Raw genomic sequence first — 21,751 nt, forward strand, 5'->3', positions numbered from 1 at the left:
AGACTCGCGGCCATGGACTCGAATCTGATCACCGAGCAGCTCTTCTCGACCGGTTCGGTGGTGACCGGCATCGTGCTGTACGTGCTGTACGCGGTGACGATGTGGAAGGTGTTCGCCAAGGCCGGCTACCCCGGCATCCTGGCTCTGATCCCCATCGTCAACTGGGTCATCCTCGTGAAGATCGCCGGCATGTCAGGGTGGCTCGCGCTGCTCTACCTGATCCCTGTCGTGAACTTCGTGTTCGCGATCGTGGTGGCGATCAAAGAGGGCGCGAACTTCGGCAAGGGCGGGGCCTTCTCGTTCTTCCTGCTCTGGCTCTTCCCGTTCGTCGGGCACCTCATCATCGGGTTCGGGTCGGCCGAGTACCGGAAGGTCTGATCGGGTGCCGGCCGAGCGCCTGCACCTCGTCCGCCACGGCGAGGTGCACAATCCCGATCGTGTGCTCTACGGTCGGCTGCCGAACTTCCGGCTGAGCGACGCCGGCCGCGGCATGGCCCTGGCCGCTGCGGAGTACATCGTCGGTCTCGACCACGAGGTCGCACAGCTGCGCTGCTCTCCGCTGCAACGCGCGCGGGAATCCGCCGAGCCGTTCACCGAGCTGCTCGGACTCCCCGCGCAGATCGAAGAGCGGATCATCGAGCCGACGAACGTCTTCGAGGGCACGCGCATGCGCAAGGCGCTGCGGGATCCGCGCAACTGGTGGCACCTGCGCCGGCCGTCCACGCCGAGCTGGGGCGAGGCGTACGCCTCGATCGCCGAGCGCATGCGTCAGGCGATGGACGACGCCTGGCACGAGACGGATGCCGGTGACATCGTTTTCGTCTCGCACCAGGCGCCGATCTGGATCACGCATCTGTCTGTCGCGGGCCTCCCGCTCCGACACGATCCGCGGACCCGGCGCTGCTCGCTCTCCAGCGTCACGTCGTTCGAGCGCGTCGGCGACGTCTGGCGCGAGGTCGGCTACGCGGAGCCGGCTGCGGGCGGCGTGGATCTCGGCGCGGTCTGAGCCTGGCCGCCGTCAGTGCGCTGACGCCATCAGGTCCCGCACGGCGCCGACGGCCGCCATCTGCCCGGCGGCGGCCGCGGCGACGACTGACGCCATGATGCCGGGGAGTGCCGCACGATGGGCGAGGTCTCCCGCTGCGCTCACACCGGGCAGCGAGGTGCTCCCGAAGTCATCGACCTCGATCGCGCCGGAGGGCAGCATCCGCAGTCCGAGCTGCTCGGCGAACGGTGCGCGCTGACGGATGTCTCCCACCGCCACGAACAGCCCGGCGACCGGCACGTCGCCCTCGGTGGTGCGCACGGTGACGTCGCCGTCCGTTCCCTCGACGCTCTCAACCGGGGCGGGGTGCACGGTGGCTCCGGTCTGCGCGAGCAGCTCGACGACGTCCGGGTGAGCGGCGTCGTCGAGCGGGAACACGATGATCTCGCCGGCGATCCGCCCCAGCATCCCGATCAGGTGGGCGCTGCGCTCCGTGGCACCGAGAATGCCGATGCGCGCCCCCGAGAACTCGTGCCCGTCGCAGAACGGGCAGTTGTAGGCGCCGCGGCCCCACAGGCCGTCGAGGCCGGGGACCGCGGGAAGCACATCGGCGACGCCGGTCGCCAGGAGAACTCGGCGCGCCCGCTCGGACGTTCCGCCGGCGAGTTCGACCGTGAAATCGTCCGCCTCGCCGGCGACGCGGGTCGCCTCGGCATCCCTGATCTCGACGTCGTCGTAGGCGGCCAGCTGCGCTCTGGCGGTGGCGCGGAACTCGGCGGGCGGCGTCCCATCGTTCGCGACGACGTTGTGCATGTGCGCCACGGGTCCGTTGCGATACTCGCCCGAGTCCAGCACCAGCACGGAACGATGCATCCGCCCCAGTGTCAGGGCCGCCTGCAGGCCTGCGGGACCTGCGCCGATCACGATGGCGTCGAACATGAGTTAGTCCTTCCGAGGTTGCGTTCGGGATCAGTCTGTGACTTCATGTCAACATGAAGTCAAGTCCTTCTCGTCCCTGGTCCGTCGGGGAGGTCGCGGAGCGCTTCGATCTGCCCACGAACGTCCTCCGGCACTGGGAGAGCGTCGGCCTGCTCCGCCCGGATCGCGATGATGCCGACCGCCGCCGATACGGCGAGGACGACATCGTGCGCATCGCGGTGATCCAGCGCAGCAAGGCCGCGGGCATGTCGCTCGAGCAGATCGGCGTGCTGCTCGACGACGGCCGCTCCGGGCGGCATGAGGTGCTGCACGCGCATCTGGACGACCTGGATCGGCGGATGGAGGAGATGCGCCGGTCACGGGAGATGACCGAGCATGCGCTGCGCTGCAGCGCCCATGACATCACCACCTGCCCCCGGTTCCGAGCAGGTGTCGAGGACGTCCTGGCGCGGTTCTGAGGCTGGCAGAAGGCTCAGAGTACCCATAGAATCCGCCACGTAGACTGGGCTCGTGCCCGATCCCACGGTTTCTTCCGACCGCGCCGGCCAGACGTCCCGTTCCCGCTCGCGGGGACTGCTCGGAGCCGCGCTCGCCGCGGTGCTCGCCGTCGGCCTCACCGCGTGTGCGCCCGACCCGGTCGCCGAGCAGTACCTGAACGGCGAGGACAAGGGATACGTCGCCGCCAACGGCTTCACCGTGCTCGAGATCGCACCGGACGACCGCGAGGCGCCGATCGAGTTCGCGGGCGTCACGGAGGACGGCGAGGACTTCGACAGCGCCGATCTGTCCGGCGACGTCACCGTGGTGAACTTCTGGTACGCGGGCTGCCCGCCGTGCCGGGTCGAGGCCGCTGACCTCGAATCCGTGTGGCAGGACTACCAGGACGAGGGCGTGAGCTTCATCGGCGTCAACACGCTCGACGAGGCCGATACCGCCAAGGCGTTCGCCGAGACCTACGGCGTCACCTACCCCAGCGTCATGGACGCCAAGACGGGGGAGGCGAAGCTCGCCTTCGCACGGGTCATCCCCATCCAGGCGACACCGACGACCCTCGTGCTCGACAAGCAGGGACGCGTCGCCGCGCGCGTGCTCGGCGAACTCGAGAGCGCATCGATCCTGGAGACCCTGGTCAAGGACGCGCTCGCGGAGAGCGCGTGAACGTCCAGGCCCTGATCGGGGACGGCAGTCTGTTGATCGCCGTGCCGCTGGCGATGCTCGCCGGGCTCGCCGCCTTCCTGTCCCCGTGCGTGCTCCCGCTCGTCCCCGGGTACCTCGGGTTCCTCGGCGCAGCGGTGCCGCAGCGCAGCGCTTCGGCATCGGGGACGACGACGACCGCGACCGCGACGCGCGGCCGCCTCGTTCTCGGGGTCCTGCTCTTCATCCTCGGCTTCACGGTCGTGTTCGTGGCCTTCACCGTGCTCGGCGGAACCGCCGGCGTCTTCTTCCTGCAGTGGGGCGACCTCATCACCCGCATCCTCGGCGTCGTCATCATCCTGATGGGGCTCGTCTTCATCGGCCTGTTCGGGTTCGCGCAGCGGGAATGGCGCTTCCACGTCGACTCCAAGGCCGGACTCATCGGCGCTCCGCTGCTGGGGATCGCGCTGGGCATCGGCTGGGCGCCCTGCATGGGCCCGACGCTCGCCGCGATCGTCGCCCTGTCGTTCAACGTCGGCGACCCCGTGCGCGCCGGGTTCCTCGGCATCGCGTATTCGATCGGCCTGGGCATACCGTTCGTGCTCGTGGCGCTCGGCTTCGGCTGGGCGACGCGCGCCGTCGGCTTCCTGCGCCGCCACATCCGCACCGTGAACATCATCGGCGGCGCGATGCTCATCATCCTCGGCATCCTCATGGTGACGGGCGTCTGGACGACCCTGATGCTCCGGCTGCAGGCGGTGATGGCCAGTGTCTACCTCCCGCTCTAGTTCGACCGAGAAGGATGCCGTGAGCTCCGAATCCTCCGACCCGTTGCGCCCGTCCGATCACATCGACGGCGACGAATCCACCGTGAACCAGCCCAAGCTCGGCGCCATCGGCTGGCTGCGGTGGGGATGGCGGCAGCTGACCTCGATGCGCACGGCGCTCGTGCTGCTGCTGATCCTCGCGATCGCCGCGATCCCCGGTTCGGTGTTCCCGCAGCGCATGGCCGACCCCAACGGCGTGACGCAGTGGGAGGCCAACAACCCCGACATGTTCCCGGTGCTCGATGCGCTGAGCATGTTCGATGTGTACCTGTCGCCCTGGTTCTCGGCGATCTACCTGCTGCTGTTCACGTCGCTTGTCGGCTGCGTCATCCCGCGCATCAAGCACCACGCCAAGGCGCTGCGGACGCGTCCGCCGCGCACGCCTGCGCGACTGCAGCGCCTGGCTGATCACCTCGAGGTGGATCGCCCTTCGGCAGTCTCAGGGGCGGATTCTGCTGAGGATGCCGCTGCCGAGGCATCCCGGGCCGTCGACGTCGCGCAGAAGCAGCTCAAGGCGCTCGGCTACCGCGTGGAGCGCTACGACGCGGGCAAGACGTTCTCCGTCTCGGCCGAGCGCGGCTATTGGCGCGAGACCGGCAACCTGCTGTTCCACCTCGCGCTGGTCGGCGTCCTCGTGACGGTCGGCATCGGCGGTGGATTCGCCTACACCGGACAGAAGGTCGTCGTCGAGGGAGAGACGTTCGTCAACTCGCTGGTCGACTACAACTCGATGAACCGCGGCCGCTTCGTCGGCGACGACGCCCTCGCGCCGTACGCCATGACGCTCGACTCGTTCGACGTCACCTATCAGGAGTTCGGATCGACGGCATCCGGACAGGCGGGCGACTACTCGGCGAACGTGTCGGTGCGCGACACGGACGGCTCCGAATGGGACGGCTCGGTCCAGGTGAACCATCCGCTGAGCGTCGCGGGCGACAAGATCTACCTGCTCGGCAACGGCTACGCGCCGACCATCACGGTGCGCAACGCCGACGGCACGGTCGTCTTCCGCGACTCGGTCGAGTTCCTCCCGCAGGACACCAACATGACCTCGCTCGGCGTCGTCAAGGTCACGGACGGGATGCCGGAGCAACTGGGCATGCTCGGGTTCTTCTACCCGACGCAGGGGCAGCTCGAATCCGGCGCGTTCACCTCGATCTACGGCGACACGTACGCACCGCTGCTGACGCTGCGCGTCTATCAGGGCGACCTCGGCATCGACGACGGAACGCCGCGCTCGGTGTACACGCTCGACACCACCGACCTCACCGAGATCGCCGGCGGCGACTCCGGCGTCGAATCGCTCGAACTGCAGCCGGGGGCGACCGCCGACCTGCCGAACGGGCTCGGCACGGTGACGTTCGAGGACGAGTCGCCGGCTGGGACGCCGGAGGGCGACTTCACCGAGTCCGTGAAGCGCTACGCCTCGCTCCAGGTCCACCACGACGCATCCGCGGTGTGGGTGCTGGTGTTCGCCCTGCTCGCGCTCGGCGGCCTCGGACTCGCGCTGTTCGTGCCGCGTCGGCGCATGTGGGTCAAGGCGACCCCGAACGACGGCGGTGTGCACCTGGAGTACGCCGGTCTCGCGCGCGGTGAGGACCCGACGATCGCCAAGGCCGTCGCCGATCTCGCCGCCGGGCACGAACGACTGCTCGACGATCCCCGAAACGACCCCCGAAAGTAGACTGACACCATGGAAGCGCTGGACGACTACTCGCTGCTGTGCATCTGGACGGCCATCGCGATCTACGCCGCGGCGTTCATCGCGTACGCGTTCGACCTGGCCGGCCGCTCATCGGCGTCTGCCGACGCTCGACTCGAGCGCGAGCTCGTCTCGGTCGGGGCGGGGTCGTCGGGGGAGGCGTTCGCCACGGCATCCGGCTCCGAAGCGCCGAAGAAGCCCCGCAACGTCATGGCGCGGATCGGGACGGCACTGACCGTCCTGGCCTTCCTGTTCCACGTCGCAGCGCTCGTGATGCGCGGCGTCGCGGCCGGACGCGTGCCGTGGGCGAACCTCTACGAGTTCGCGATGATCGGCACCGCCCTGATCGTCCTCGTCTACCTCGTCGTGCTGACCCGCGTCGACCTGCGCTATCTCGGCACCTTCATCATCGGCCTCGTCGTCGTGCTGCTGGGCCTTGCCGCCACGAATTTCTACGTCGAGGTCGTCCCGCTGATGGACCCCCTCAAGAGCGTCTGGCTCGTCATCCACGTGTTCGTCGCCTCGCTGGCGACGGCGTTCCTGGCGCTCGCCTGCTCGCTGTCCGTGCTGCAGCTGCTGCAGGCGCGACGCGAGCGAAAGATCGCTGAGCAGGCCGAGAAGACGGGCCCGCGCTTCCTCGCAACGCTTCCCACGGCTGAGCGCCTGGAAGGGCTCGCCTATCGCTTCGCGATCATCGGCTTCATCTTCTGGACGTTCACCCTCATCGCCGGCGCCATCTGGGCGCAGGATGCCTGGGGCCGCTACTGGGGCTTCGACGTCAAGGAGACCTGGACGTTCATCATCTGGGTGCTCTACGCGGGCTACATCCACGCGCGTGCGACGCGGGGATGGCGCGGCAGCCCGTCGGCCTGGCTGTCGATCGTCGGCTTCGCGGCCGTGATCTTCAACTTCACCGTCGTCAACGTCTTCTTCAAGGGCCTGCACGCCTACTCCGGCCTCAGCTGAATCGCGTCCTCCCCGCCTGCCGTGAGCGGGCTGGAAGGGAAACGCTGGTTCTCAATTAGGTGAGGTGGGCGTTCGTCTTCCCCCCTGGATGTGAACGCGAAGACCCTGCACCATCGCGCCCGATGGTGCAGGGTCCGGTTCCCGCATCTGATGGCCGGGTCAGGTCGCGATGACCGCCTTCGCGGACGTCGTCCGGCGCAGCGCGACCGCGAGCGTCGTGACGCCCAGCGCGAGCACGCCCCACACGATCAGCGCGGCCACCGCTGCCCCGTTGCCTGCGATCAGCCCCGCGTAGGCGGGCTGAGTCGGCAGCGCGGCTCCGAGTGAGGCGAGCCAGGCCGGGACGGTCGAGATGAGTCCAGTGGCGATCGCCAGGACGCCGACGAGCGCGCTGATCCAGCGGCCGACGCCGCCCAGCGCCGCTACCAGCGCCTGGTTCACCGCGGCGAACGCGACACCGGCGAGCACGGCGGTTCCCGCGAACACCCACCAGGTCCCCGCGTCGTACTGAGCCACGATCTGCACGATGATCGAGACGAGCAGACCCTGGCCCGCGCCGATCAGCGCGGCCGGAGCGAACGCCCGCAGCGCGAGCGCGATCGACGGGCGACGCGAGGTGAGCGTGCGCGCCGTGTGCGGACGCAGCACCAGGAACGTCGCAAGCGCTCCGAACCAGAGCACGACGGCCGTCAGCAGCGGGATCGCCGTCGGTCCGAAGATCGTCGACGTCGAGGTGTTCGACGACACGGGGTCGGCGATGACCGACGCCAGTGACGAGGACTCGTCCTCCGAGAACGACGGGATCGATTCCACGGCCGTGTCGAGGCCGCTCGCGAGCTCTCCGGTGCCGTTGGCGAGCTGGTCGAGCCCGTCGACGAGCTCGGTCGCGCCATCGGCGAGCTGCGTCGCTCCGTCCCCGAGCTGTCCGGCGCCGGAACTCAGTTCGTCTGCTCCGGTCGCGAGCTGTCCCGCTCCCTCGCCGAGCCCTGTTGCACCGGTCGACAGCCCGGTCGCGCCGTTCGCGAGCTCGCGGGCCCCCGCAGCGGACTGGTCCACGCCACCGGCGAGCTGGTTCAACCCGTCGCCGAGCGCGACCGCGGCCTCGCCGGCCTGGGACAGCTGCGCGGACAGCGTCTGGGGCAGCGCGCCGATTCCCTCCGCGAGCGGTCCGGCATAGCCGGATGCCGTGCCGGCCGCCGTCGCGGCGTCGCCGGCGGACGCGGCTGCGACCCCGGCATCCTCAGCCGCCGTGGCGAGCTGCGCGCAGAGTTCGCCGGATACCGCCGGGTCGCACTGCTGGGCCATGGCGCCGAGCGTGGCGGCGAGTTCGCCGACCTGCGTCGCCGTCGTCACGGTCGATTCGGCGGCAGCGGCCGACTCCGAAGCGACGGTTCCCGCCGCCCCCACGAGCTGGCTGAGATCGCCGGCAGGGTCGGTCATCGCGCCGGCGCCGGCGAGGAGGCCCTGTCCGAGCGTCGTCGCACCCGAGCCTGCTTCCCGCGTGTTCGCGGCGATCGTGTCCAGCCCGCTGCCGAGCGAGCTCGCTCCGCCGCTGAGCTGCGTGGCGCCGTCGGCGAGCTGGGTCGCTCCGTTCGAGATCTCGGATGCCCCGTCGCCGAGCTGGGATGCGCCATCGCCGAGCTGGTTCACGCCGTCGGCGAGCTGGGTCGCACCATCGGGCAGAGCGGTCGCGCCGTCTGCGGCCTGCAATGCGCCGTCGGCCAGCGACGTCGCGCCGTCCGCGGCCTCACCGAGCTGCTCGCCGAGCGTCGTGAAGCCGACGAGCACGTTCTCCATGGTCGCCTCGCTGAGCATGGTCCCCATCGTGGATGTCGCGGCCGACGCGATCTGCGACGTGATGAGGTCGTCGGCGACGCGGCCGTCCTCCGGCGTGGTGACCGTGATCAGCGCCTGCTCGGCCTCGCCGCCGCCGTCGGCGATCGCGGTGCCCGCAGAGGTCGCCGCCGCCGAGAAGTTCGCAGGGATCGTGATGACGGCCTGGTAGCTGCCGTCGGCAAGGCCCTCGGCCGCGTCGTCCTCGTTCGAGATCACCCAGCTGAGGTTCGAGTCCAGCTCATCAGAGCCTTCGACGAGACCGGACGCGAGCTGGCGCCCGAGCGGCGTGTACTGATCGTCGATCGTGACCGGCTCGTCGAGATTGACGATGGCCGCGGTCATCGAGTCGAGGCGCTCGGTCGGATTCTGCAGCGCCGCCACCAGCAGTCCGCCGATGATCGCCGGCAGCAGCAGGACGCCGACCACGGTCAGCCAGGTGATCTTCTTGCGAGATCGTGCCCGTTCGATGGAGAGGGTCATGCGGTCACCTCGGAGGTCTCGGTGCGGTGGGGGAAGCGGGTGTCGACGACCGACGCGTCAGGCCAGCCGGCATCCGCCAGGATCGCGCGGGCGCCGTACGCATCGGATGCCGTGGCGAACACCGCTAGATCACGGGATGCCGCGGCATCCCTGAGCATCGCCGTCGCCTGGTCGCGCTGCGCGCCCCCGAGCAGGTCGATGCCGTCGATCACGACGAGGTCGGAGCGCCCGCGCAGTGCTTCGCGGAGGTCGGCGAGTGCGGCATCCGTGTCGTCGACGAGGACGCAGCCGACGTGGGCGCGCACCCAGGCGGCGCGTCCGGGGAGCAGGTGGCCTGCCACGCGCAGGCGCCCGTCGTCGGGGGCGAGCCGACCGGCGACGGCCAGTGCGAGGGCGCGCCGCACCCCGGCATCCGGAGCCGTGACGATCTGCCCGGACCCAGGCGCGACGCGCAGGCGGAGGCCTTCGAGGATCGGCGCGTCGGCACGGAGCACCAGGTCGTCCGCCGCGATGACGGAATCATCGCCCGGCCACGATGCGAGGTGCCGCTCGCGCTCGACGGCTTCACCCTCGATGTCCACGCTGGGCAGGATCCGCTCGAGCCAGCGAGGCAGCTCCCAGGCGCGCTCGCCGAGGATCGCCATGAGCGCCGGGATGAGCGTCATTCGGACGAGGAACGCGTCGATCGCGATACCGGCGGCGAGGCCGAGCGCGATCGGCTTGAGCGAGGAATCGCCCTCAGGGACGAACGCGACGAAGACCGCGAACATGATGAGCCCGGCGGCCGTGACGACCTTCGCCGACCCGGTGAACCCGGTGCGGACGGCGCGGATCGCCGCGCTCCGGCGCTCGGCGCGATTCGCGCTCTTCGACGACGCGTCGTGCACGAAGTCCTCGCGCATGCGCGAGACCAGGAAGACCTGGTAGTCCATCGCGAGGCCGAACAGCACGCCCATGAGGACGATCGGCATGAAGCTGATGATCGGGCCGGTCTTCGCGACATGCAGCGCGTCGGCGAACCAGCCCCATTCGAACACCGCGCCGACGACGCCGAACGCCGCGACGATCGACAGCAGGTAGCCGAGCGCGGCCGTGACCGGCACCCAGATCGAGCGGAACACGATCGTCAACAGGATGAGCGAGAGGCCGATCACGAAGATCCCGAACGGCAGCAGGGCGGCGCCGAGCTGGTCGGAGATGTCGATCGCGACGGCCGTGAAGCCGGTGACCTTCACATCGATGCCGAACTCGTCCAGCCACTCGTCGTGGTGCGAACGGAGCTCGCGCACGAGGTCGCTCGTCGCGGGGTCGTCCGGCGCCGTCTCGGGGATCACCTGCACGATGCCGGTGTCCGCGGTCTCGTTCGGGGTCGCGAGGGCGACCTCCTTCACGCCGTCGATGTCGGCCACGGCATCGCCGAGGTCCTCCATGAGCGTCAGCGGATCCGTCGAGGTGACGATCGTCCCGGTGAGGATGAGGGGGCCGTTGAACCCTGGACCGAACTCCTCGGCGACGAGGTCGTAGCTCTGCCTCGCCTCGGAGTCCTTCGGGAGCACGCCGGCATTGGGCAGCGCGAGGTTGAGGCTCAGCGCCGGGATCGCGATGGCGCCGAGACCGACGATGACGGCGAGAGAGGTGAGGATGGGCCGCTTCGTGATGCCGCCCACCCAGCGCTGGCTGAACGTGCGGCGCGGTGCGGCGTCGGCCTTCGCGGGACGCGGCGCGCGCTTCCAGCCGATGACGCGGCCCTTCATGAAGCCGAGCAGTGCCGGCGTGAGCGTCACGGCGATGACGACCGCGATCGCGACGGCGACGGCCGCTGCGATGCCCATGGTCGTCAGGAACGGGATGCCGGCGAAACCGAGGCCGATCAGGGCGATCAGGACGGTGATGCCGGCGAACACGACGGCGGAACCGGCTGTGCCGACCGCACGCGCCGCGGACTCCTCCGGATCGACGCCATCGCGGACCTGGTCCTGGTGCCTGGCCATGATGAACAGGGCGTAGTCGATGCCGACCGCGAGACCGAGCATCAGTGCGAGCAGCGGAGTGGTCGAGGACACGCTCGCGAAGGCCGTGGCCGCGAAGATCCCGGCGATCGAGATGCCGACGCCGAGGATCGCGGTCGCGAGGGGGAGTCCCGCCAGCGCGAACGAGCGGAACGTGACGATCAGGACGATGAGTGCGATCAGCAGACCGACCGCCTCGGTCAGAGTGACGCCGGGGATCGACGTCGCGAACAGGTCGCCGCCGAGTGCGGTCTGGGAGCCGTCGGGCAGAGCCGCGGAGAGGTTGTCCACGACAGCCGCGAGCTCGTCCTTCGTGTCCTGGGACACGTCGGTGGACTGTCCGTCGAACTGCAGCTGGACGATGGCGGCTGTCTCGTCGTCGTTGATCATGCCGGCGACCATCTCGTCGTACGGCGAGGTCGCGGCGAGCACGCCGTCGAGGTCCTCGAGCTCGTCGACGGCATCCTCGATGTCCTCGCGGTAGGCATCGTCCGTGATGCTGTCGCCATCGGCGGCCACGACGATGAACTGTGCGTTCGTGCCGCTCACCTGGGGGAACGAGCGGGACAGCTGCTCGAGGCCGGCCTGCGATTCGGTGCCGGGGATCGAGAACGAGTTGTCCGTCCCTGTGCCGAGCACGAGCGCACCGCCGCCGGCGATGCCGAGCACCAGCAGCCAGGAGACGAGTACGCGCCAGGGGTGGCGGAACGACCAGCGTCCGAGGGACGACAGGAATGTGGACACGAGGATCCTCCGTGAAGGGCCGGTGCGGGTTTGATACACAAGCGTATCCGATACAGGTCTGTATCCTATGGTGAGTCGAGCGTGCGAAACTGTGGGCGAGGTGTGAGAGTGGGACTGTGGAGGCTTCGATGACGATTCCGGTGACGAGACGCCGCGAGAACACCAGGGCTCGCCTGCTGGATGCCGCGGCGCAGGTGTTCGCCGAGATCGGTCTCGAGGGGGCGAGCGTCGAGGCGATCTGCGAGCGCGCGGGCTTCACCCGCGGCGCGTTCTATTCGAACTTCGAGTCGAAGGACCAGCTGTTCCTCGCGCTGGCCTCCTCCGTCGCCGAGCAGCGGCTCTCGTCGGTCAGAGGGCGTATCGACGAGTTCGTCGCATCAGGAGTGCTCGCCGGCGACGCGGATCCGACCGCACTCGTGCAGCGCATCATGGACTCGGGCCTCGACGATCGCCTCGGCGTGCTCATGATGAGCGAGATCCGCATCCGCGCACTGCGCGACGAGGAATTCGCCACGGCCTACCTCGAGCAGGACCGCGCGATGGTGTCGAGCATCGAGGACATCATCCAGGGGCTCATCGACACCGGACTCTTCGCCTTGCGCATCGATGTCCCGTCGGCCGCGCGGATGCTGATGATCCAGTGGGAGGGCTGCATGGCGCGTGCGGCGCTCGAAGGGCTCGACGGCGAGCCGCTGCATCATGTCGGGGCCGAAGCGCTCAGTCAGCTCGTCGACCTCATCATCGCACCGACCGAATAGCCACCAGCTCGGGCGGCCGCGTCACGCGAGCAGGGCGTGGCACCGCGTGAGTCGGTCGAGCCACCAGTCCCGGCGCTCCGCTGAGGCCGCGAGCCGGTCGAGCCGCACGGCATCCGGGGTGACCCGGCCGACCGGAATCTCCCCCGCGCGGGGAACGAGGTCGGCGACGTCCTCGACGAACAGCGCCCCGGTGCCGAGCCCGCAGTCGTATTCCAGCTCGGGGAGGGAAGCCGCGAGCATCGCCCCCTGCGACAGGCCGACCGCCGTATCCAGGGCGCTCGAGACAACAGCCGGGAGTCCTGCCTCCGCGACGATCTCCAGGGCTCGGCGGACGCCACCGAGCGGCTGCGCCTTGATCACCAGCAGGTCGGCCGCACCGGCGCGGGCGACGGCGATCGGGTCCGACGCCTTGCGGACGCTCTCATCCGCGGCGATCGGGATGCCCATGTACTTCACGCGCGTGCGGAGTTCGGCGAGCTCGTCGACGCTCTCGCACGGCTGCTCCACGTACTCGAGGTCGAAGGCGGCGAGCGAGTGGATTGCATGCTCAGCCTCATCGACGTTCCATGCGCCGTTCGCGTCGATGCGGATCCGCCCCTCCGGCCCGAGCGTCGCTCGCACGGCTCCGACCCGCGCGACGTCGTCGGCGAGCGTCTGTCCAGGGTCGGCGACCTTGACCTTCGCGGTGCGGCATCCGGGGAAGCGTGCGAGGACCGCGGCGACCTGTTCGGCCGGCACGGCGGGCACGGTCGCGTTCACGCTGATCGTCGTCCGGTGCGGCGTGGGCTGCTCGTTCCACGCGAAATCGAGCGCTGCTGCGAGCCACGTCGACGCCTCGGCATCCGAGTACTCCACGAAGGGCGAGAACTCCGCCCAGCCGGCTGGTCCCTCAAGCAGAAGCGCCTCACGGACGTCGACGCCGCGGAAGCGGGTCGTCATCGGAAGCGCGACCACCCTGGCGGTGGCGAGGATGTCGGCAAGCGGTGGCGTCATCGCCCCATCATCCCGCGAGAAACCATCTCTTGCGCGAGGAATCTCCGCGGTCGTGGTTTCTCGCGAACTAAGTGGTTTCTCGCGGTGCGGCCGTCAGTCCAGTCGCTTCTGCAACTCGGCCATGCGGGCGGTGGTCCGGAACCCGAGCTGCCTGTTCACGGCGAGCATGTGCGCGTTCGAATCGGCGTTGAACGTGTAGATGCGGGTCGTTCCGGGGGAGTGCTGCTGGAACATCCGCAGGTTCTCCAGCTTGATGCGCAGACCGAGACGGTGTCCGCGGTCCTCTCGGCGGACGAGCGTGCCCCACTGGTAGCCGTTGCCGTCATCGAGCGACACGACGATCTGCGTGTAGGCGGCGACATGACCATCGGCGGTGAGCGCGATCGTGCCGTACGAGGTGCGCCCCTGGCGTGCGACGAGCGCTTCATCGGCGCGGAAGTCGGCGACGTCCGCCGTCGCGGCTTCGATGTCCAGCTCGCCGGTCGGCGCCTCGGTGTCCAGCAGGGCGTCGAGCGCGGCCCACTCGGCGACCACGTCGTCCGGTACCGCGCCCTTCCAGCTGCGGATCGTGTACCCCGTGGCCGGAGCCTCGGCGAGGAGCTCTTCGATGACGGCATCCGAAACCGGAAGATCCAGGCGGCCCTGCAGGTCGCCGAGCGCGACGGCGTAGTCGTGCCGACGCGCGAACTCGTACCCCGGCTCACCGGAGCCGTCTGCGCGGGCGGATGCCGGCCAGAAGATGTCCGCCCGAAGCGTCGAGCGTCCGGCAGCTGCCGCTTCGCCCTCGATGTGCGCCAGCAGTGCAGAGCCCACGCCGCGGCGCCGGTGCTCCGGCGGCACGTTCACGCCGATGCCCGCGGTGCGCACGTTGTCCTTGAGGGGCAGGCCGATGGATGCCGAGCCGACGACAGCGCCGCCCTGCAGAGCGACGAATGCGCGTCGCTCGGTCGTCGCCGATGGCTGCTGCAGCTCGGCCCGGCTCTCATCGCGCGACCAGATGACGGCGTTCTCGCCCATGTCGACGCGGCGCGCGGCGGCGTATGCCTCCCACCATGCGTTGTAGGCGTCGTCGTCGAACGGGTCGATGCGGCTGATCGTGAGACTCACTCGCTCACGTTAGCTCTTGTCGAAGGAACAGCGATGTGTCGTTGACAATAGTGTGTGACGCACAGTACTGTGATCCGTATGGACGAACAGTTCGACATCCACCTGCAGGAGCTGCGACGCGGAACCATCGTGCTCGCCTGCCTGCAGCTGCTGCGCGACGCCGGCTACGGCTACAGCCTGCTCGAGCGGCTCGACGGGCACGGCTTCACGACCGACGCCAACACCCTGTATCCGTTGCTGCGGCGGCTGGAGAAACAGGGATACCTCACGAGCGAGTGGAACACCGAGGAGGCGAGGCCGCGCAAGTTCTACCGGACCTCCGCCGACGGCGTCCGTCTCGCCGACACCCTGACCACGCACTGGCGATCGCTCACCACGGCGATCGCGTCGCTCACCGAAGAGGAGCACTGACATGACCGCCACCCTGTCCGAGCGCTACATCTCGGCCACCATCCGCAGCCTCGCACCCGACACACAGGACGACGTGCGTGCCGAACTCGAGGCTTCCATCGCCGACGCCGTCGAAGCGCGCGTCGAGCAGGGCGAGGCGCGGGCGGATGCCGAGCGCGCCGTCTTGACCGAGCTCGGCGACCCCGACATCCTCGCCGCCGGCTATGCCGACCGGCCGCTGCACCTGATCGGTCCGAAGTACTACCTGACCTGGTGGCGTCTGCTCAAGCTGCTGCTGTGGATCGTGCCGATCTGCGTGCTCGGCGCCATGACGCTCGGGCTGCTGCTTTCCGGGCAGGGCGTCGGCGAGACGATCGGCCAGGTCGTGCCCGTCACGCTGCAGGTCATCGTGCACCTGTGCTTCTGGACCACGCTGGTGTTCGCCGTCCTGGAGCGCACCGGTGCGGACACCGGTGCGAAATGGGAGGTCGATCAGCTTCCCGAGGCGCAGGAGAACGGTGCGGGGCGCAGCGAGCTGATCGCGACGCTGGTGTTCCTCGGCATCGCCGCTGTGGCGGTGATCTGGGATCGCGTCCGTGGCTTCTTCCCGACCGGAGGCGACCCGATCGCGATCCTCGACCCGCGACTGTGGCCCTGGTGGATCGGAGCGCTGTTCGCGCTCATCGTCCTGGAGGCGGTGTTCGCCGTCGTGCTGTTCCGGCTGCGGCGCTGGACCACGACGATGGCGCTGCTGAACACCGTGCTCGCGCTGGCGTTCTCGGCCCTGGTGCTGATCCCGCTGCTGCGCGGGGAACTCATCAACCCGGACTTCCTGGCCTTCGTCGCGGATGCCGGTGGGGACGGCTTCGCGGCCGGCGACGCCGAGGCGGCTGGCAACGGCGGCATCTTCCGCATCCTCGCCGTCCTGATCGGCTTCGGAGTCGGCGTCGGCGCGGTCTGGGACATCGTCGACGGCTGGCGCAAGGCGCGGCGGGCCGAGCGCGCACAGCTGGTCTGATCCGTTCCGTTTCCCCGGGGAGCAGCGCGCTCCTCGGGGAAACGCGCTGCCGGGACGTCGTCAGTCGTCGGACAGCATTCTCGGCAGGAAGCCGAGAGCATCCAGTTGCCGGATGAGTCGGGATCGATATGAGGCGGAACCCGGTGCTGCCTGGGCAAGATCTCCGGCCTTCACAGTCCCGCGCTGCAGGACCTCGTTCAGCACCCGGTGCTCGCCGTCCGAGATGCGCCCGTCGCGGGCTAGGCGAGTCAGGGCGGGCCCGATCAGAGCATCGATGACGTAGTCGCGGTCCTGGAGATGGATCAGTCGCGTGATGTCCTCCCGGATGCCCCGGGCGAAGAAGGATGCCCAGGCGATCGTGCCCTCGTCGCTCAGAGTGTCTGCGGCCTCCAATGCTGTGATGTAGGCGGCTCGATCGTTGCCGAAGACTGCAGTGGGATTGAGCGCGCCGAACCCGCGAGTGGCGAAGACGGTCCGCCGGAGCATGGCGTAGGTGAAGAGACGCGAAACTCGCCCGTTTCCGTTCCGGAACGGATGGATCCAGACGAAACGATGGTGCGCAAGTGCAATCTGCATCAACTGCTCGTGCAGGGGACGCTCGGCATTCGCGAACTCGAGCAGCGACGACATCTCAGGGTGGACGGTGATCCAGGCCGGTGGCCGATGAACCGAGCCGGAGATCGCCACATCCTGAGTCCGGTACGCGCCGGGCGTCGGGTCCCCTTCTCGCGTGAGATCTTCGACGATGCGGGCGTGCAGGTCTGCGGGCCGAAACCACGCTCATGACAGTGTCGAAAAGGCGATGCAGTTCCGTGAACGTATCTCGAGGCGTCGTGCCCGTTCCGATGTCCGCACGCAACCGTTCGATCTCGAAGAGCGTGGCGACGAGGTCGGAGTCGAACGCGAGAGGCGGCAGACGATAGAGATCGGCCATGGACTCTGATTTGTCGTGGTTTTCTTCCTCGGTGTGATGCGTAACTATTTGCTTACAAGTGTCCGCAGACTTGCCGGCCGCTCCGGTAAGAAGTGTCTTCGGCCGGTTGCCATCGCGGAATATGCTCGTATGCGTGGACAACGCATTCGTCTCCGATCTGTTCGACCTCTCCGAGTGGAAGCTCGCGCCGGGGGCCGAGGCGTACACCGACATCACCGCGCACGTGTCCGTCGACGGCGGCGTCGCCCGCATCGCGTTCAACCGGCCTGAGGTGCGCAACGCCTTCCGCCCGCACACCGTCGACGAGCTCTACCGCGCACTCGACGCCGCCAGGCAGGACCCGCGCATCGGTGCCGTGCTGCTCACCGGCAACGGGCCGAGCCCGAAGGACGGCGGCTGGGCGTTCTGCTCCGGCGGCGACCAGCGCATCCGCGGTCGTGACGGGTACAAGTACAGCGACTCCACGACCGAGGTGCACGATCCGGCCCGCGCCGGCCGCCTGCACATCCTCGAGGTCCAGCGGCTGATCCGTTTCATGCCCAAGGTCGTCATCGCGGTCGTCCCCGGCTGGGCGGCCGGCGGCGGGCATTCGCTGCACGTCGTGTGCGACCTGACGATCGCCTCCGCCGAGCACGGCAGGTTCAAGCAGACGGATGCCGATGTCGGATCGTTCGACGCCGGATACGGGTCCGCGTACATGGCGCGCCAGACCGGGCAGAAGATCGCGAGAGAGGTGTTCTTCCTCGCCGAGGAGTATTCCGCTCAGCGCGCGTACGAGATGGGGGCGGTGAACCGCGTCGTGCCGCACGCCGAACTCGAGCGCGAGGCGCTCACGATGGCGCGGACCGTGCTCACGAAGTCGCCGACCGCGATCCGGATGCTGAAGTTCGCGTTCAACGCCGTCGACGACGGACTCGTCGGCCAGCAGGTGTTCGCCGGTGAGGCGACGCGGCTCGCGTACGGGACGGATGAGGCGGTCGAGGGCAGGGATTCGTTCCTCGAGAAGCGCGAGCCCGACTGGTCGTCGTTCCCCTACCACTTCTGACCGCCATGACCAGCCTGATCGCCACCTCTGCCGAGGACCCGAATGTTCTCGCCGAACAGCTGCGGCGTGCTCTGGACGGCGGGCCCGCGCTCGGGCTCGGGATGCTGGGCGAACAGCCGGATTCCGTGCCGGACGGCACAGCCGTCGTGATCGGGACGTCGGGGTCCACCGGCATCCCGAAGCGCGTGGTCCTCAGCGGCGAAGCGCTGCGGGCCGGGGCCGAGGCCACAGCCGAGCGGGTCGGCGCCGGCCGCTGGCTGCTGGCGCTGCCCGGCGGCTACGTCGCCGGTCTGCAGGTGCTCGTGCGGTCGATCCTCGCCGGGACCGAGCCCGTCGTCCTGTCCGGCGCTTTCTCGCCGCTCGCGTTCGCCGAGGCCACGCTCAGGAACTTGCGCACGGGTCGGGACGACGCGCTGTTCACGTCGCTGGTGCCTGCACAGGTCGCGAGTCTCCTCGATGCCGTGGACCAACCGGGTGTGCGCGCCGCGCTGCAGTCCTACCGGGCGATCCTCGTCGGCGGACAGGCGCTGCCCGAGGTGCTGCGCGAGCGAGCGGCGGATGCCGGGGCGCACCTCGTGCGCACGTACGGCTCGACGGAGACGAGCGGTGGATGCGTGTACGACGGCATCCCGCTCGACACCGTGAACGTCCACGTCGTGGACGGCGAACTGCGCATCGCAGGTCCGATGCTCGCCGACGGCTACCTCGACGACGCCGTGCTCACCGCCCGCACGTTCGAGCGGGATGAGCTGGGCATCCGGTGGTACCGCACGGGAGATCTGGGCTTCGTCGAGAACGGCGTCGTCCTGGTCCACGGGCGCGCGGACAACGTGATCGTCTCGGGCGGCATCAACGTGTCGCTCGATCGGGTCGAGAGAATCGTGCGCCGCGTTCCTGGATTGACCTCGGCCGTCGTCGTCGGCGTCGAGGACGAACGGTGGGGCGAGGCGTCGGTCATCGTCGCTGTGCGCGGCGAGGCGCTGCGCCGCAGCGAGGCCGAGCAGCTCGAGCATGCGCGTGAAGCGGTCGCGACCGAGATCGGCAAGCACGCGCGCCCCGCGCGCCTCGTGCTCGTCGACGAACTGCAGACACTCCCGAGCGGCAAGCCGGACCGGGACGCGATCGGTCGCCTGGCGGGTCAGCTGCGCTGACCGGTGCCACACTGGGCTGATGGCGACATACACCCACGGGCATCACGAAACAGTGCTGCGGTCTCACAACAACCGCACGATCGCGAACTCGGCGGAGTACCTCCGACCGTTCCTCGCGCCGGACGCGACGCTCCTCGACGTGGGCGCAGGGCCGGGCACGATCACGGTGGAATTCGCCGAGCAGGTCGCGCACGTCACGGCGACCGAGATCGACGAAGCGGCTCTCGCGCTGTCGCAGCGCGCCGCCGCCGACCGCGGCCTGGCGAATCTCGACTTCTCGGTCGAGGACGTGCACGCACTGAGCTTCGCCGATGACAGCTTCGACGTCGTGCACGCGCACCAGGTGCTCCAGCACGTCGCAGACCCCGTGCAGGCGCTGCGGGAGATGCGCCGCGTCACCAAGCCGGGCGGCGTCGTCGCCGCGCGCGACGCCGACTACGCCGGCTTCATCTGGTTCCCGCTGATCCCCGCGCTCGACGAATGGCTCGCGCTGTACCACGCGGCCGCCCGCGCGAACGGGGGAGAGCCGGATGCCGGGCGCCGGCTGCTCTCGTGGGCGAAGGCCGCCGGCTTCGACGACGTCACCGCGACCGTCTCGACCTGGTGCTACGCGACGCCGGAGGATCGGGCCTGGTGGGGCGGGATGTGGGCCGACCGCATCCTGGAATCCGCACTCGCGCGCCAGGCAGTCGACACCGGGATCGCCACGCGCGAAGACCTCGAGCGCATGAGCGCCGGTTGGAAGGCATGGGCGGATGCCGAGGACGGCTGGTACCTCGTCCCGCACGGGGAGATCATCGCCAGCGTCTGATACATCGCCAGGCGGATGCCGCGCTCGACGCCCTCGCGTAGCGTGAGAGGGTGATCCGCCCGCTGTCCCGCACCGCCCTCGTCCTCGACATCGTCGGGGCCGTGCTGCTGTTCGTGATCCTGATGCCCGTATCGCTGGCGTTCTACGCGCCGGGGACCCTGAGCTTCATCGGCGTCTCCGAAGCGGTCGGTGTCGCGGCGATGGTGCTCGCCGGAGCCATCCAGTGCGGTGCGGTCGCCATCGGCAGGCTCGCACCGGGGATCGCGCTCGCGGTGGCGTGGGTCGGCGCGATCGTGCAGATGCTAGGCGGGCTCTCGCCGCTGCCGTTCAACATCGCGATCCTCATGGTGCTGTACGCGACCGCGGCCTGGGGCTCGCGCCGTGTGATGTGGGCAGGGCTCATCTCCGCCGGCGTCGGCGCTGTGGTGGCTGGGCTGTACATCTCGTTCTTCAACGGTGCGTCCTCCGGAGGCTTCGGGATCACGTTCGCCGCGGCAACGTTGCTCGTGCTGGTGTCGGTGCTGGCACTGGGCTTCGCGTGGGTGGCCGGATTCGGATGGCGCATGGTGCTGCGCTCGCGCCGCATCCGCGACGCCCAGATGCGCGCCGAGGCCGCGACAGCCGAGGAGCAGGAGCGGGTGCGCATAGCCCGCGACATGCACGACATCGTCGCCCATTCGCTCGCCGTGGTCATCGCGCAGGCGGACGGCGCCCGCTACGCCGCGGCCGTGGATCCGGATGCCGCGCCGGCCGCGCTGACGACGATCGCCCAGACCGCGCGCGGTGCTCTGTCGGACGTCCGGATGCTCCTGACCCAGCTGCGACATCGGCAGGGCGACGGACCGCAGCCCACGCTCGCCGATCTCGAGACGCTGTTCGCGCACGTGCGCCTGGCGGGCATCGAGCCGCGGGTGACCGTCGATCCGATGCCGCCGGAAGATCTCCCCGGTGGCCTCCAGCTCGCGATCTATCGGATCCTTCAGGAGGCGCTCACCAACGCTCTGCGCCACGGCGACGGCCAGTCGGTCGAGATACACCTCGCCTGGCACCGGGACTTCGTCGACATCACGGTCGCCAACCCGGTCGACGAGTCGATGGCCCAGAGCCTCGGCGGTGGACACGGGATCATCGGCATGCGCGAACGCGCGCAGCTCGTCGGCGGAGTCCTGCGCGCCGAACGCGAAAATGGACGCTTCGTGGTCCGTGCGCGCTTGCCCGTGGGGGCAGCGGATGCCGGGCAGGATGGAACCGGCGCATCGGTCGCCGGGAGAGGGGACTCATGATCCGCGTCGTGCTCGTCGACGACCAGGGGCTGTTCCGCGCCGGCATCCGGATGCTCGTCGACTCCCAGCCCGATCTCGAGGTCGCGGGGGAAGCCGGCGACGGCCGCGAAGCGCTGGCGGTGATCGCCGCGACTCGCCCGGACGTCGTCCTGATGGACATCCGGATGCCGGTGATGGACGGCCTCACCGCCACCGGCGAGCTGCTCGCCCAACCGGATCCGCCGAAGGTCGTCATGCTCACGACGTTCGACCTCGATGAAGCAGCAGCCAAGGCCATCCGCCAGGGGGCCAGCGGCTTCCTCCTCAAGGATGCCGATCCCGAGTTCCTGCTCGCCGCGATCCGGACCGTGCATGCGGGATCCAGTGTGATCGCGGCATCCGCGACCCGTGATCTGTTCGCGCATTTCGCGGAGGAGTCCAAGCCGGTCCCGGCGTCCTATGGCGAGCTCACCGACCGAGAGCGGGAGATCTTCGCGCTCGCCGCCCGTGGACTCTCGAACGCCGAGATCGCGTCGCGGGAGTTCCTCAGCGAGGCGACCGTGAAGACGCACATCAGTCGCATCCTCACGAAACTGGGTCTGCGCGATCGCGTGCAGCTGGTCGTGTTCGCCTTCGAGCACGGGCTGGCCTGAACGGGAT

General features: G+C 69.3%; 21 protein-coding genes and 1 pseudogene. 15 read left to right on the forward strand and 7 right to left on the reverse strand.

The genetic code is table 11. From position 1 onward, the window contains the following. Positions 1-12: 12 nt before the first annotated feature. Together ACWAT3_RS06985 and ACWAT3_RS06990 are read left to right on the forward strand one after the other, a co-directional pair. Positions 13-378, forward strand: coding sequence for a DUF5684 domain-containing protein (locus ACWAT3_RS06985; RefSeq protein WP_460797014.1), 366 nt, complete (start codon positions 13-15; stop codon positions 376-378). 4 nt (positions 379-382) lie between these two features. Beyond that, positions 383-1,006 (forward strand): histidine phosphatase family protein, encoded by a 624-nt coding sequence (locus ACWAT3_RS06990; protein ID WP_460797016.1) that lies wholly within the window; start codon positions 383-385, stop codon positions 1,004-1,006. 12 nt (positions 1,007-1,018) lie between these two features. Here the strand turns inward: ACWAT3_RS06990 and ACWAT3_RS06995 are convergent, their stop codons facing one another. Further along, the gene (locus ACWAT3_RS06995; RefSeq protein WP_460797018.1) at positions 1,019-1,924 is read right to left on the reverse strand and encodes an NAD(P)/FAD-dependent oxidoreductase; all 906 of its coding nucleotides are present in this window, start codon (positions 1,922-1,924) and stop codon (positions 1,019-1,021) included. 53 nt (positions 1,925-1,977) lie between these two features. Between ACWAT3_RS06995 and ACWAT3_RS07000 the strand changes: the two genes are divergently transcribed. The 5 genes from ACWAT3_RS07000 to ccsB are packed head-to-tail and all read left to right on the forward strand — an operon-like array spanning position 1,978 to position 6,553. Continuing rightward, a complete protein-coding gene (locus ACWAT3_RS07000) occupies positions 1,978-2,382 on the forward strand; it encodes a MerR family transcriptional regulator (protein ID WP_460797019.1) in 405 nt (134 codons plus the stop codon). Between the two features lie 52 nt (positions 2,383-2,434). Then, positions 2,435-3,082 (forward strand): TlpA family protein disulfide reductase, encoded by a 648-nt coding sequence (locus ACWAT3_RS07005; protein WP_460797021.1) that lies wholly within the window; start codon positions 2,435-2,437, stop codon positions 3,080-3,082. Beyond that, positions 3,079-3,846, forward strand: coding sequence for a cytochrome c biogenesis CcdA family protein (locus ACWAT3_RS07010; RefSeq protein WP_460797023.1), 768 nt, complete (start codon positions 3,079-3,081; stop codon positions 3,844-3,846). The genes ACWAT3_RS07005 and ACWAT3_RS07010 overlap by 4 nt, the downstream gene beginning before the upstream one ends. Beyond that, positions 3,827-5,569 carry a cytochrome c biogenesis protein ResB gene (gene resB, locus ACWAT3_RS07015; RefSeq protein WP_460797025.1) on the forward strand — a complete coding sequence of 581 codons (1,743 nt, stop codon included), beginning with the start codon at positions 3,827-3,829 and terminating at the stop codon, positions 5,567-5,569. Before ACWAT3_RS07010 ends, resB begins: the two co-directional genes overlap by 20 nt. A gap of 9 nt (positions 5,570-5,578) precedes the next feature. Then, positions 5,579-6,553, forward strand: a complete 975-nt coding sequence (ccsB, locus tag ACWAT3_RS07020) for a c-type cytochrome biogenesis protein CcsB (protein WP_460797027.1) — start codon at positions 5,579-5,581, stop codon at positions 6,551-6,553. Between the two features lie 159 nt (positions 6,554-6,712). On the opposite strand, the gene ACWAT3_RS07025 is transcribed toward ccsB, so the two are convergent. Continuing rightward, on the reverse strand, positions 6,713-8,869 hold the full coding sequence (locus ACWAT3_RS07025) for a YhgE/Pip domain-containing protein (protein ID WP_460797029.1): 2,157 nt from the start codon (positions 8,867-8,869) through the stop codon (positions 6,713-6,715). Next, positions 8,866-11,622 (reverse strand): MMPL family transporter, encoded by a 2,757-nt coding sequence (locus tag ACWAT3_RS07030; protein ID WP_460797030.1) that lies wholly within the window; start codon positions 11,620-11,622, stop codon positions 8,866-8,868. Before ACWAT3_RS07030 ends, ACWAT3_RS07025 begins: the two co-directional genes overlap by 4 nt. A gap of 128 nt (positions 11,623-11,750) precedes the next feature. Between ACWAT3_RS07030 and ACWAT3_RS07035 the strand changes: the two genes are divergently transcribed. Continuing rightward, the gene (locus ACWAT3_RS07035; protein WP_460797032.1) at positions 11,751-12,380 is read left to right on the forward strand and encodes a TetR/AcrR family transcriptional regulator; all 630 of its coding nucleotides are present in this window, start codon (positions 11,751-11,753) and stop codon (positions 12,378-12,380) included. Between the two features lie 21 nt (positions 12,381-12,401). Here ACWAT3_RS07035 and ACWAT3_RS07040 read toward each other — a convergent pair whose 3' ends face one another. Together ACWAT3_RS07040 and ACWAT3_RS07045 are read right to left on the reverse strand one after the other, a co-directional pair. After that, positions 12,402-13,373, reverse strand: a complete 972-nt coding sequence (locus ACWAT3_RS07040; RefSeq protein ID WP_460797034.1) for an o-succinylbenzoate synthase — start codon at positions 13,371-13,373, stop codon at positions 12,402-12,404. A 93-nt stretch (positions 13,374-13,466) separates the two neighbouring features. After that, on the reverse strand, positions 13,467-14,480 hold the full coding sequence (locus ACWAT3_RS07045; protein WP_460797035.1) for a GNAT family N-acetyltransferase: 1,014 nt from the start codon (positions 14,478-14,480) through the stop codon (positions 13,467-13,469). A 78-nt stretch (positions 14,481-14,558) separates the two neighbouring features. Here ACWAT3_RS07045 and ACWAT3_RS07050 point away from each other — a divergent pair, with 78 nt between their 5' ends. After that, positions 14,559-14,891: a PadR family transcriptional regulator gene (locus tag ACWAT3_RS07050; RefSeq protein WP_460797037.1), complete on the forward strand. Its 333-nt coding sequence runs from the start codon at positions 14,559-14,561 to the stop codon at positions 14,889-14,891. Between the two features lies 1 nt (position 14,892). After that, positions 14,893-15,888 (forward strand): permease prefix domain 1-containing protein, encoded by a 996-nt coding sequence (locus ACWAT3_RS07055; protein ID WP_460797038.1) that lies wholly within the window; start codon positions 14,893-14,895, stop codon positions 15,886-15,888. Between the two features lie 60 nt (positions 15,889-15,948). Here the strand turns inward: ACWAT3_RS07055 and ACWAT3_RS07060 are convergent, their stop codons facing one another. Continuing rightward, a complete protein-coding gene (locus ACWAT3_RS07060) occupies positions 15,949-16,374 on the reverse strand; it encodes a hypothetical protein (RefSeq protein ID WP_460797040.1) in 426 nt (141 codons plus the stop codon). A 6-nt stretch (positions 16,375-16,380) separates the two neighbouring features. Beyond that, positions 16,381-16,647: pseudogene (locus tag ACWAT3_RS07065) on the reverse strand (Fic family protein); the annotation flags it as partial. 296 nt (positions 16,648-16,943) lie between these two features. On the opposite strand from ACWAT3_RS07065, the gene ACWAT3_RS07070 reads away from it, so the two are divergent. The 5 genes from ACWAT3_RS07070 to ACWAT3_RS07090 are packed head-to-tail and all read left to right on the forward strand — an operon-like array spanning position 16,944 to position 21,744. After that, positions 16,944-17,867 (forward strand): 1,4-dihydroxy-2-naphthoyl-CoA synthase, encoded by a 924-nt coding sequence (locus ACWAT3_RS07070; protein ID WP_460797041.1) that lies wholly within the window; start codon positions 16,944-16,946, stop codon positions 17,865-17,867. 5 nt (positions 17,868-17,872) lie between these two features. After that, positions 17,873-19,018, forward strand: coding sequence for an AMP-binding protein (locus tag ACWAT3_RS07075; RefSeq protein WP_460797043.1), 1,146 nt, complete (start codon positions 17,873-17,875; stop codon positions 19,016-19,018). 19 nt (positions 19,019-19,037) lie between these two features. Then, a complete protein-coding gene (locus tag ACWAT3_RS07080; RefSeq protein WP_460797045.1) occupies positions 19,038-19,829 on the forward strand; it encodes a class I SAM-dependent methyltransferase in 792 nt (263 codons plus the stop codon). A 50-nt stretch (positions 19,830-19,879) separates the two neighbouring features. Then, complete coding sequence (locus ACWAT3_RS07085; RefSeq protein ID WP_460797046.1) at positions 19,880-21,112, forward strand: sensor histidine kinase; 1,233 nt, start codon at positions 19,880-19,882, stop codon at positions 21,110-21,112. Further along, the gene (locus ACWAT3_RS07090) at positions 21,109-21,744 is read left to right on the forward strand and encodes a response regulator (protein WP_460797048.1); all 636 of its coding nucleotides are present in this window, start codon (positions 21,109-21,111) and stop codon (positions 21,742-21,744) included. The genes ACWAT3_RS07085 and ACWAT3_RS07090 overlap by 4 nt, the downstream gene beginning before the upstream one ends. Positions 21,745-21,751 lie beyond the last annotated feature (7 nt).

It is taken from the genome of Microbacterium sp. GXF0217, from assembly GCF_054798195.1.